A 10,733-nucleotide genomic window follows, 5' to 3' on the forward strand; every position below is an offset into this window, starting at 1 on the left:
GGACGATCGTGAGGGTAGTCATCGCCGATGACGAACCGCTGGCGCGCGAGCGCCTGCGCAGCCTGTTGGCCGCGCAGGAAGGGGTGGACGTAGTGGCCGAGGCCGGCAACGGCGAGCAGGCCCTGCACGCGTGCGCCGAACTGCAGCCGGACCTGGTCCTGCTGGACATTGCCATGCCCGGCCTGGACGGGCTGGAAGCGGCCCGCCATCTGGCCAGTTTCGAGCCGAGGCCGGCCGTGGTGTTCTGCACCGCCTACGATGCGCACGCGCTGTCGGCGTTCGAGGCAGCGGCCATCGATTACCTGATGAAGCCGGTGCGCGCCGAGCGGCTGGCGGCGGCGATCGCACGCGCCCGGACCTTCCTTGCCGGCCGTGACGGCCAACCCCAGCACACCGGCGGCCAGGCCCGCAGCATGCTGTGTGCCCGCCTGCGTGGCAGCCTGCGATTGATTCCGCTGGATGACATCCACTATCTGCAGGCCGAAGAAAAGTACGTGGTGGTGCATCACGCACGTGGCGAGGACCTGATCGAGGAATCGTTGAAGTCGCTGGAGGAAGAGTTCGCCAGCCGCTTCGTGCGCATCCATCGCAACTGCCTGGTGGCGCGCCATGAGCTGGTGGAACTGCGGCGTGGCAGCGGAGGCCAGGTGCAGGCGGTGCTGCGGCATGGCAAGCAGCCGCTGGAAGTGAGTCGGCGCTGCGTGGCGACGCTGAAGCAGGAATTGCGGCATCTGTGAGTGTTCCGCGCGGCCTGCGGCCGCGACTGCTTCGACATCAACATCAACAGCAACAGCAACAGCAACAGCGGGTTGTCGGCTCTGTGCTGTTGCGTGTTGGGTGAGGCTGGATGGGCGGGCGGGACACGCCGTAAACCCATCCATGGGGGCTCGATGGCGCCATCCATGGCGCCAACGGTCCCGCCCGCCCATCCCGCCTCACCCTCGCGAATTTCCAGGTGACGGACGGCAAAAGCATTGTTGTTATCGGGTGGGGAGAAAAATGCAGTGCCGAGCTACGCTCGGCTCCGAGCGAAGCGACCCGCTTTTGCTCTGCTTTTCTTTTGATCTTCCGTGGCTGACGCACACGGAAACTGTCAGAGGCTGGTCGGGGTGGGCTGCGCAGGGGCGTGAGCCGCATGGATGCGGCGACCGAGCTTACATGGACGTACTTGCAGCGACCCCTGCGCAGCCCACCCCGACCGGCCAAGCCCGGCTGCTGCTTCAAGCCACGAGGGGCTCCGCCGTTGGCTGTATCCCGCCGATAGGCGCGATAATGCCCGGATGGAAACCGTCCGCATCGCCACCCGCAAGAGCCCGCTCGCCCTTTGGCAGAGCGAACACGTCGCCGACCGCCTGCGCCAGGCACATCCCGATCTGCACGTGGAACTGGTGCCGATGAGCACCCGCGGCGATGAAGTGCTGGATCGCTCGCTGGCAGCCATCGGTGGCAAGGGCCTGTTCCTCAAGGAACTGGAACTGGCCATGCTGCGGGGCGAGGCCGATTGCGCGGTGCATTCGCTGAAAGACGTGCCGATGGAGCTGGATGCGCCGTTCGCGCTGCCGGCGATGCTGACCCGGCATGATCCGGCCGATGGCTTTGTCTCCAACCTGTATGCCTCGCTGGATGCGCTGCCGATCGGTGCGCGCGTCGGTACCTCGTCACTGCGCCGCCAGGCCCAGCTGCGCGCGCTGCGCCCGGACCTGGAACTGCTGGACCTGCGCGGCAACGTCAACACCCGCCTGGCCAAGCTCGACAACGGTGGCTACGACGCCATCGTGCTGGCCGTGGCTGGGCTGGAGCGGTTGGGCCTGGGGGGGCGCATCGTCGCCCGCCTGCAGCCGCCGCAGTGGTTGCCGGCACCGGCGCAGGGCGCGGTGGCGGTGGAGTGTGATGGCGGCAACGCCGCGCTGATGGCGCTGTTTGCAGGCCTGGATGACGCCGCCACGCGTGCCTGCGTGGAAGCGGAGCGGGCGATGAACCGTGCGCTGCACGGCAGCTGCCATGTGCCGGTAGCGGCGATCGCGCAGTGGCAAGGGTCGGATCTGCACCTGCAGGGTCTGGTCGGCAGTGCCAGCGACGGCCGCGCGGTGCGTGCCGACGCCGTGGGCCCGGCCAGCGACCCGGAAGCGCTGGGCCAGCGCGTGGCGAAGATGCTGCTGGAGGCGGGTGCCGGCGAGCTGCTGAACGTCTGAGTTCGCTGGATCGTGCCCACCAAGGTGGGCACCTACCGGAAAAGAAAACGGGCGCCTGGCGCCCGTTTCGCTTACTTGAACTTGTAGACCACGTTCATCGTGGTCAGCGTATCGGTCTTGCGCTTGTCCACGGCGACGTCGCTGTTGTAACGCGCCTGCCAGCCGGCCTTCAGCGCCAGGTGCTCGTTCATGCTCACCGAAACACCGAAATCGTTCTGGCCGAAGGTGTTGTACGAACCCGATTCGACCAGCAGGGTGTTGATCAGGTCGGTGTTGTCGGTCAGCGAGTACTTCAGGTCGAACAGGCCACGACCGATCAGGCCGGTGCGGGTACGGTCGTCCTCGGTGCTGTGGGTGCGGCGCACACCGGGGCCGATCTGCGCGTCGAACGAGAAGCGCTCGGTGTTCCACAACCGGGTGCCGTAACCCAGACCGAACGAGCTCTGCCGATCGTAGGTGGCGAAATCATCACGCTCGGTACGTACCGTGGCGGTCAGCTGGCGATGTTCGCCCAGCTGCAGCGCGCTGCCAGCACTGCCGGTGTAGCGGTTGGCGGTGGTGTTGTTGCGGCGGGTGGTGGTGCCGTCGTCGCTGGTCTCGATCACCTTGGAGCTGGAGCGCAGACCGAACAGGTCCATGCTGTGCACCCAGTCGCCATCGGTATAGCGCAGGCGCAGGCGGCCGTTGAAGCTCTCGGTGCTGCTGTTGCCACGGGCCGACGCGAAGCCGAGTTCGCCACCACTGCCACTCCACGGCGAGGACATCGCCGCCAGTTCGGAGGCATCCTGCGCATACGCCAGCGGGGCACAGAGCAGCAAGGGGACCAGCAGGGACACGCGCAGGGACATCGAGGCTTCTCCGAAGCGATTGGCAGCCGGTGATGATACTGGAAGCGTGATGACCGTCCGAATCGCCCGTCCCGCCTGCTTCAGCAGGCGTTGCCGGTGCGCCCCATTCAGGGCAGATCGACCTGCAGGGCCGGATCGTTGAAGCGCGAGTAGCGCAGCCGCAGCTGGAACGGTTTGCCGTTGTTGTGGCCACTGCGCACGATCTGCCGTGGCAGGCCCTGCGCATCCACCCAGTACTCCAGGCCTTCACCGGCGGTGGCGCCGCGCAGGCGGTAGTGGCGCGTGCTGACCCCATCCAGCGTCTGCTCGCCCAGGTCTTCGGCCTCCAGGGCCTGGGCGGGGATATCGGCGGGCAGCGGGCTGCGCCATTGCTCCAGCAACCCCGGTGGGGTCGGCACCTGGCGGATCGCATCGTCGGCCTGCAGGAACATGGTGTCGCCGATGATCACCTGCGGTCCGGCAGGGGTCTGCACCCGGAAGCGATCCGGGGCGACGAAGTCCATCGCGGTACGCACCGGCTGCTGCGCGCCCAGCACCTCCAGCTCGGCGTGGAAGCTGCGCAGGGCAGCAAACCTTTGGCTGGCAGACAGCACCGCCTGTGCCGGATCGGCAGCGGGGACGGGCGTTGCAGCATCGGTGGGCGCCGGTGCGCGGTCGCAGGCGGCCAGCAGCAGGCAGGCCAGCAGGGGCAGGACAGACAACCGGCGCATCGGGCGCTCCGCAGGGCAGGGGGCGCCCACGATAGCCCAATCGTCCGCCACAACGCCCGAGACTCGGACATAATCGGGGGCATGGACCGATACGAACGCATCACCGCCCTGCATCGTCTGCTCAAGTCCGCACGCTATCCGGTGACGGTGGCGACCCTGCAGGACAAGCTCGGTTGCTCCCGGGCCACCGTCTACCGCGACCTGGCGTTCCTGCGCGATGCGCTGATGGCGCCGATCGAGGGCGATGGCGAGGCCGGCTTCCGCTACATGGCCGACGAGAGCGACCGCTTCGAGCTGCCCGGGCTGTGGCTGAGCTCGGAGGAGCTGCACGCCCTGCTGGCCTCGCAGCACCTGCTGGCCCGTACCGGCGGCGGCGTGCTGTCTTCGGTGCTGGCGCCGCTGCAGCAGCGCATCGAGAGCCTGCTGGCTGCCCAGGCAGGTGTTTCCAGCTGGCCGGTGGACCGGGTCCGGGTGATTCCGCACCGTGGCCGCAAGTTCGATGAAGCCAGCTTCCGTTCGGTCGCCTCGGCGGTGCTGGAGCGCAAGCAGCTGGGCTTTGAATACCGTGCCCGCTCGACCGACGAAGCGACCAAGCGCACGGTATCGCCGCAGCGGCTGACCCATTACCGCGACAACTGGTATCTGGACGGCTGGGACCATGATCGCGAGGCCCTGCGCAGCTTCGCGGTGGACCGCATCTACAAGGCGCGGGTGATCGACAGCACCGCCCGCGATGTCGCCGACAGCGAGCTGGACGAGCAGCTGGGTGCCAGCTACGGCATCTTCTCCGGTGCGCCGAAGGGCTGGGCAACCATCCTGTTCAGTGCCAAGGCCGCACGCTGGGTGGCCGACGAGCACTGGCACTCCAAGCAGCAGGGCCGCTTCCTCGCCGATGGCCGCTACGAACTGAAGGTGCCTTACAGCGTGTCGCGCGAACTGTTGATGGACGTGTTGCATTACGGGTCCGATGCCGAGATCGTCGAGCCGATGATGCTGCGCGAGCAGGCCAAGGCATTGCTGGAACTGGCCCTGACCAACTACGAAAAATCCTGACACCTCCCCCCCCGAGATCGATTGCGCCCATGAAGAAGACCCTGTTGCTGCCCCTGTTCGCCGCTGCGCTGGCACTGACCGCCTGCGGCAAGTCCGGCGAGCCTTCGCAGAAGCTGGTGGTGGCCGCCACCGCCGTGCCGCACGCCGAGATCCTGGAAGTGGTCAAGCCGATCCTCAAGCAGGAAGGCGTGGAGCTGGACGTGCGCGTGTTCAACGACTACGTGCAGCCCAACGACCAGCTGGTGCAGAAGCAGGTGGATGCCAACTACTTCCAGACCGAGCCGTACCTGGACGCCTACAACCGCGATCGCAAGACCGACCTGACCAAGGTGGTGGGCGTGCACATCGAGCCGTTCGGTGCTTACTCGCGCAAGATCAAGTCGCTGGCCGAGCTGCGTGAAGGGGCCGACGTGGTGATCCCCAACGACCCGAGCAACAACAGCCGTGCGCTGATCCTGCTGCACAAGGCCGGCGTGATCGAGCTGAAGGACCCGACCAATGCGCTGGCCACGCAGCGCGACATCGTGTCCAACCCGAAGAACCTGAAGTTCCGCGAGCTGGATTCGGCCATGCTGCCGCGCGTGCTGGACCAGGTCGATCTGGCCCTGATCAACACCAACTATGCGCTGGATGCCGGCCTCAACCCGACCAAGGACGCGCTGGCGATCGAGAGCAAGGACTCGCCGTACGTGAACTTCCTGGTTGCCCGCCCGGACAACAAGGACGACGCCCGCGTGCAGAAGCTGGCCAAGGCGCTGACCAGCCCGCAGGTGAAGACCTTCATCGAGACCAAGTACAAGGGCGCGGTGCTGCCGGCGTTCTGACTGCCGATCGCCGGGCATGGCCCGGCGCTACGGTCGTTCTGGCCATGTGGTAGTGCCGGCCGCTGGCCGGCAATCTGCAAACGCCGCCAAAGATCATGGGGTTGCCGGCCAGCGGCCGGCACTACCGTCAATCGACGTGGAAGGCGAGGGTGGCGGCCACGGCCTGCTGCCACCCTGCGTAGAGCTTCTCGCGCCGGGCCACCGCCATCTGCGGTTCGAAGCGGCGATCCAGACCCCACTGTGCCGCGATCTGTTCGCGGCTTTCCCAGAAGCCGACCGCCAGCCCCGCCAGGTAGGCCGCACCCAGCGCGGTGGTCTCGGTCAGCCGCGGGCGCAGCAGCGGCACGCCGAGGATGTCGGCCTGGAAGCCGGCGAGGAAGTCGTTGCCGATCGCACCCCCATCGGCACGCAGTTCACTGAGCGAGATGCCTGCGTCTGACTGCATCGCGTCCAGTACGTCGCGGGTCTGGTAGGCCATCGCCTCCAGTGCTGCCCGCACGAAGTGCGCCTTGCGGGTGCCACGGGTCAGGCCGAACATCGCGCCGCGCACGTCGCTGCGCCAATAGGGTGCACCCAGGCCGACGAAGGCCGGCACCAGATACACCCCCGCGCTGTCCGGCACCTGTGCGGCCAAGGCCTGGCTGTCGGCGGCGCGATCGATCATGCGCAGGCCGTCGCGCAGCCACTGCACCACCGAGCCGGCGACGAAGATCGATCCTTCCAGCGCGTACTCCACCTTTCCATCCAGGCCCCAGGCAATGGTGGTCAGCAGGCCATTGCGCGAGCGTACGGCCTGCGTGCCGGTGTGCATCAGCATGAAGCAGCCGGTGCCATAGGTGTTCTTGACCATGCCCGGCTGGAAGCAGGCCTGGCCGAACAGCGCAGCCTGCTGGTCACCGGCGATGCCGGCGATCGGGATCGGATGGTCGAAGAAGAACTGCGGGCGCGTGTGCGCATACACCGAACTGGAATCACGCACCTGCGGCAGCATCGCGCGCGGGATGTCCAGCAGTGCCAGCAGGTCATCGTCCCATTCCAGGGTATGGATGTTGAACAGCAGCGTGCGCGCGGCGTTGCTGTAGTCGGTCACGTGCGCCTGGCCGCCGCTGAGATTCCACACCAGCCAGCTGTCGATGGTGCCGAACAGCAGCTCGCCGCGTTCGGCCCGCTGCTGCGCGCCTTCGACGTGATCGAGGATCCAGCGGATCTTGGTGGCCGAAAAATAGGCGTCGATCAGCAGGCCGGTGCGCTCGCGGATCAGCGCTTCGTGGCCGCCGGACTTCAGCCGCTCGCAGATCGCCTGGCTCTGCCGCGACTGCCAGACGATGGCGTTGTGGACCGGCTGGCCGCTGGCGCGGTCCCAGACCACGGTGGTTTCGCGCTGGTTGGTGATGCCCAGCGCCGCGATGTGGCGGGGATCGATCTGTTCGCGGCTGAGCAGTTCGGTGATCGTGGCATAGACGCTGGTCAGGATCTCGCGCGGGTCATGCTCGACCCAGCCCGGCTGTGGAAACACCTGTGTGAACTCGCGCTGCGCGCTGCCGACGATGTCGCCGCTACGATCGAACAGGATCGCGCGCGAACTGGTGGTTCCCTGGTCGATGGCCAGCACGTAGCGGGGCGTCATGCAGCGTCTCCGTTGGCGATGTTGGAATCGTAATGCATCGGCGGCGGCTGGCCGTGCCTGGCACTACCGGCAATGTGAATCCATCCACGCCTGCAGCCGTGCCGCCTGCGCCGCATCCATCTGCAGCCCCAGCTTGCTCCGTCGCCACAGTACATCCTCGGCGGTGCGGGCCCACTCCTGGTCGCACAGGAACACCACCTCGCGTGCGTGCAGGCCCGCGCCAAAGTCTTCGCCCAGATCGAGCAGGCTGTGTGCGCCGTGCAGCAGATCCAGGCTGCGGCTGCCATAGGCGCTTGCCCAGCGCCGCCGCGTGGTCTCCGGCAGCCACGGGGCCTGTTGCTGCAGTTGCCGCCGAGCCTGCCCGGCATCGCCCCAGTCACTGCCCGGCAGCGGGTCGCCTGCCGCCGTCCAGGCTGGGCCTGCGTGCGGCAGACTGGGGCGCAGCAGATCCAGTGCTTCCTCGGCCAGCACCCGGTACGTGGTCAGCTTGCCGCCCAGCACGTGCAGCGCAGGCGCACCGTCGGCGTCCAGTTGCAGGCGATAGTCGCGGCTCAGTTTCGCCGCGCGCGGGTCCGGGTCGGCCAGCAACGGGCGCACGCCGGCAAACTGCCAGACCACCTCGGCAGGTGCGATCGGGTCGCGCAGGTAGCCGTTGGCCGCGCTGCACAGGTAGTCCACTTCCGAGGGCAGCACACTGCAGCGTGCGGGGTCACCGCGATAGTCGGTGTCGGTGGTGCCAATCAGCAGATGGTCATGGAAGGGCAGCAGGAACACCACGCGGCCGTCGGGCTGCTGCAGCAGGCAGGCCCTGTCGTTGGGCCAGGGGCGGCGCAGCACGATGTGGCTGCCCTGCACCAGGCGCAGCGCAGGTCCGCCGCTACGGGCGTGCATGCGCTCCAGCAGGCCGCCAGCCCAGGGGCCTGCGGCGTTGGCCACCGCCCGCGCCTGCACGGTCTGCTGATGGCCTGAGGTGTCTTCCAGCACCACGCGCCAGCGCCCGTGCTCGCGGCGCAGATCCACGCAGCGCGTGCCGGTCAGGATGCGTGCACCCCGTTGCGCAGCATCGAGCGCGTTGAGGATGACCAGCCGCGCATCATCCACCTGCGCATCGGCATAGCTGAAGGCCTGCCGCAGCTGCGGCGACAGGAGCGCGCCGAGCGGATCGTCGTGCAGATCCACGCCGCGCGACGCAGGGAAGGCGGGGCTGCGCCGGCCCAGGTGGTCGTACAGCCAAAGCCCGAGGCGCAGCATCCAGCGTGGACGCAGGTGGGGTTGCCACGGAAGCACGAAACACAGCGGCCGCACCAGGAACGGCGCCTGCCGGCGCACCACCTCGCGCTCGCCCAGCGCCTTGCGTACCAGGCCGAACTCGCTCTGCTCCAAGTAGCGCAGGCCACCATGAATCAGCTTGCTGCTGGCGCTGGAAGTGTGCGCTGCGAGGTCGTGCTGTTCGCACAGCAGCACCTTCAGGCCACGGCCACTGGCATCACGGGCGATGCCGGCACCGTTGATGCCACCGCCGATCACCAGCAGGTCGACCTCGTCCATCGCGCCTCCGCATCTTGTTTATGTAGAGCCGAGCCCATGCTCGGCTGCTTTCCGGGTGGCCGGGCAAGCTTGACTCTACAAAAAAGCAGCCGAGCATGGGCTCGGCTCTACAGGCGGAATGCGGGTGACGGAAACGACGACGGGCCCCGAAGGGCCCGTCGCGGTACAACAATGACGCAGAAGCGCTTAGAAGCGGGCGCCGATGCCGAAGCCGACAGTCCACGGATCCATCTTCGCTTCGCCGATCTTCTCGCCGCCGACCTTCACGTCCGGACGCGAGCGCATGTAGCGGGCGTCGGCACGGGCGAACCAGGTCGAGTTGATGTTCATGTCCACGCCGACGGTGCCGATCACGCCCTTGGCATCCTTCAGGCGGATGTCGGAGTCGCTGCCGTCTGCCAGGGTTTCATTGCTGAAAGCCGACTGGAAGTAGCCCACGCCCACGAACGGACGGAACACGTTGTCGGCCTGGCCGAAGTGGTACTGGCCGCTCAGTGCGACCGGCTGCTGCTCGACGCTGCCGAGGCGGGCATTGCCCGGGCCCTTCACCTTGTGGTCGAACTTGTCTGCAGCGCCCCACAGTTCAACGGCCCAGTTGTCGTTGATGTAGTAGCTGAAGCTGACGGTCGGTGCCGGGCCGCCATCGACCTTCTTGATGCCGTCGATCGGGTCATTCTTCGGCTGCAGCAGCGAGACGCCGCCAACCACGGCAAAATGCTTGCCGGAGGCGGTGTCGGTGCTGCTGTCCTGCGCGAAGGCAGCCGGTGCGAACGCGGCGGAGGTCAACAGGGCGAGGCTCAGGATACGGATGGAGCGCATGGGGGAATCTCCTAATGTTTCTTGTTTTGGGCCCCGGTTGCGGGGCGAGCACACCGTAGTCGCCCCAACATGAATCGAATCCGACGCGCGTTAAAAATTAGTTCGCATTGTTCAGCGAACAGCGCGAAACGCTTGTTTTCATGCGGTTTCTGCCATCCAGGAATATTCATGCAGTTGGAGAAGATGTGAGCACCGCAACGTTGTGCATCGGCCTGCCTGCGCAGGTGAACACGGATTGCCGGGTGTTGCTGCTGGGTTCAATGCCCGGTATCGCGTCGTTGCAGGCACAGCATTACTACGCGCACCCACGCAATCGCTTCTGGCCATTGCTCGGCGAACTGTGCGGCTTCGATCCGTCGTTGCCGTACGCGCAGCGACTGCAGGCACTGGCCGCCAATGGGGTCGGCCTGTGGGATGTGATCGGCCGCTGCGAGCGACGCGGCAGCCTGGATGCGGACATCGTGCGTGGCACGGAAGTGGCCAATGCGCTTCCCGCACTGATCGCCGCGTTGCCTGACCTGCAGCTGATCGGCTGCAATGGCGGTGCAGCGATGCAGGCCTTCCAGCGCTGGGTGCTGCCGCAGCTGTCCGCCTCGCCAACAGTGCTGGCGCTGCCGTCCACCAGCCCGGCCAATGCAGCATGGTCGTTGCCGCGCCTGCGCCAGGCCTGGCAGCCGGTGGCCGTCGCACTGGCGACATCAAGCGGACATCGACAGGACAATACGCTACCCACTGGAGGCGCCGGCGAGCCATGAGCAACAGCGTGTCCCGGCTGCGTGCGTACTGAAAACACCTGTAACGGTTGGCGCTGGCTCCCGCTGGCCGCACAATAGACGTTTCCCTACACCAGATTGCCGGAGTTCTCCCCATGGCCGAAATCAAGGAAGCACGTGTCCCCGATATCGGTGACTACAGCGATATCCCGGTAATCGAGGTGCTTGTTGCCGTCGGCGATACGGTGAAGAAGGACCAGGGCCTGGTCACGCTGGAAAGCGATAAAGCGACCATGGAGGTGCCGTCCTCGGTGGCCGGCGTGGTCAAGGAAATCAAGGTCAAGCTGGGCGACAGCCTGTCCGAAGGCAAGGTCGTGGCGCTGATCGAAGTGGCCGACG

At 66.8% G+C, this 10,733-nt stretch carries 11 protein-coding genes; 6 read left to right on the forward strand and 5 right to left on the reverse strand.

From position 1 onward, the window contains the following. Window positions 1-8 precede the first annotated feature (8 nt). The gene (locus AC27VL_RS08335; RefSeq protein WP_025879008.1) at window positions 9-737 is read left to right on the forward strand and encodes a LytR/AlgR family response regulator transcription factor; all 729 of its coding nucleotides are present in this window, start codon (window positions 9-11) and stop codon (window positions 735-737) included. 543 nt (window positions 738-1,280) lie between these two features. Continuing rightward, complete coding sequence (gene hemC, locus AC27VL_RS08340; RefSeq protein WP_488766010.1) at window positions 1,281-2,192, forward strand: hydroxymethylbilane synthase; 912 nt, start codon at window positions 1,281-1,283, stop codon at window positions 2,190-2,192. 71 nt (window positions 2,193-2,263) lie between these two features. Here hemC and AC27VL_RS08345 read toward each other — a convergent pair whose 3' ends face one another. Together AC27VL_RS08345 and AC27VL_RS08350 are read right to left on the reverse strand one after the other, a co-directional pair. Continuing rightward, the gene (locus AC27VL_RS08345; protein WP_089237075.1) at window positions 2,264-3,040 is read right to left on the reverse strand and encodes a DUF481 domain-containing protein; all 777 of its coding nucleotides are present in this window, start codon (window positions 3,038-3,040) and stop codon (window positions 2,264-2,266) included. Window positions 3,041-3,147: 107 nt separating this feature from the next. Then, complete coding sequence (locus tag AC27VL_RS08350) at window positions 3,148-3,750, reverse strand: LolA family protein (protein WP_488766011.1); 603 nt, start codon at window positions 3,748-3,750, stop codon at window positions 3,148-3,150. 81 nt (window positions 3,751-3,831) lie between these two features. Here AC27VL_RS08350 and AC27VL_RS08355 point away from each other — a divergent pair, with 81 nt between their 5' ends. After that, window positions 3,832-4,803 carry a helix-turn-helix transcriptional regulator gene (locus AC27VL_RS08355; RefSeq protein ID WP_089237071.1) on the forward strand — a complete coding sequence of 324 codons (972 nt, stop codon included), beginning with the start codon at window positions 3,832-3,834 and terminating at the stop codon, window positions 4,801-4,803. A gap of 29 nt (window positions 4,804-4,832) precedes the next feature. Continuing rightward, entirely contained in the window at window positions 4,833-5,627 is a 795-nt protein-coding gene (locus AC27VL_RS08360) for a MetQ/NlpA family ABC transporter substrate-binding protein (protein WP_025877387.1), read from the forward strand. 127 nt (window positions 5,628-5,754) lie between these two features. Here the strand turns inward: AC27VL_RS08360 and glpK are convergent, their stop codons facing one another. The 3 genes from glpK to AC27VL_RS08375 form a co-directional block, all read right to left on the reverse strand. Then, on the reverse strand, window positions 5,755-7,254 hold the full coding sequence (gene glpK / locus AC27VL_RS08365) for a glycerol kinase GlpK (RefSeq protein ID WP_488766012.1): 1,500 nt from the start codon (window positions 7,252-7,254) through the stop codon (window positions 5,755-5,757). Window positions 7,255-7,317: 63 nt separating this feature from the next. Then, a complete protein-coding gene (gene glpD, locus AC27VL_RS08370; protein WP_488766013.1) occupies window positions 7,318-8,802 on the reverse strand; it encodes a glycerol-3-phosphate dehydrogenase in 1,485 nt (494 codons plus the stop codon). Between the two features lie 186 nt (window positions 8,803-8,988). Then, on the reverse strand, window positions 8,989-9,621 hold the full coding sequence (locus AC27VL_RS08375; RefSeq protein WP_165378166.1) for an OmpW/AlkL family protein: 633 nt from the start codon (window positions 9,619-9,621) through the stop codon (window positions 8,989-8,991). A gap of 185 nt (window positions 9,622-9,806) precedes the next feature. Between AC27VL_RS08375 and AC27VL_RS08380 the strand changes: the two genes are divergently transcribed. Continuing rightward, complete coding sequence (locus AC27VL_RS08380) at window positions 9,807-10,376, forward strand: DNA-deoxyinosine glycosylase (protein ID WP_488766014.1); 570 nt, start codon at window positions 9,807-9,809, stop codon at window positions 10,374-10,376. A gap of 113 nt (window positions 10,377-10,489) precedes the next feature. After that, on the forward strand, window positions 10,490-10,733 hold a 244-nt coding region (locus AC27VL_RS08385), incomplete at its 3' end, for a biotin/lipoyl-containing protein (RefSeq protein WP_488766015.1).

The sequence above is a fragment of the Stenotrophomonas sp. 14P6.2.3 genome, from assembly GCF_057799055.1.

Excerpts from the sequence above, each read along its gene's own strand:
- AC27VL_RS08355 (WP_089237071.1), top strand. The coding sequence starts at position 3,832 with ATGGACCGATACGAACGCATCACCGCCCTGCATCGTCTGCTCAAGTCC.
- glpK (WP_488766012.1), bottom strand. The coding sequence starts at position 7,254 with ATGACGCCCCGCTACGTGCTGGCCATCGACCAGGGAACCACCAGTTCG.
- AC27VL_RS08345 (WP_089237075.1), bottom strand. The coding sequence starts at position 3,040 with ATGTCCCTGCGCGTGTCCCTGCTGGTCCCCTTGCTGCTCTGTGCCCCG.
- AC27VL_RS08375 (WP_165378166.1), bottom strand. The coding sequence starts at position 9,621 with ATGCGCTCCATCCGTATCCTGAGCCTCGCCCTGTTGACCTCCGCCGCG.
- hemC (WP_488766010.1), top strand. The coding sequence starts at position 1,281 with ATGGAAACCGTCCGCATCGCCACCCGCAAGAGCCCGCTCGCCCTTTGG.
- glpD (WP_488766013.1), bottom strand. The coding sequence starts at position 8,802 with ATGGACGAGGTCGACCTGCTGGTGATCGGCGGTGGCATCAACGGTGCC.
- AC27VL_RS08360 (WP_025877387.1), top strand. The coding sequence starts at position 4,833 with ATGAAGAAGACCCTGTTGCTGCCCCTGTTCGCCGCTGCGCTGGCACTG.
- AC27VL_RS08350 (WP_488766011.1), bottom strand. The coding sequence starts at position 3,750 with ATGCGCCGGTTGTCTGTCCTGCCCCTGCTGGCCTGCCTGCTGCTGGCC.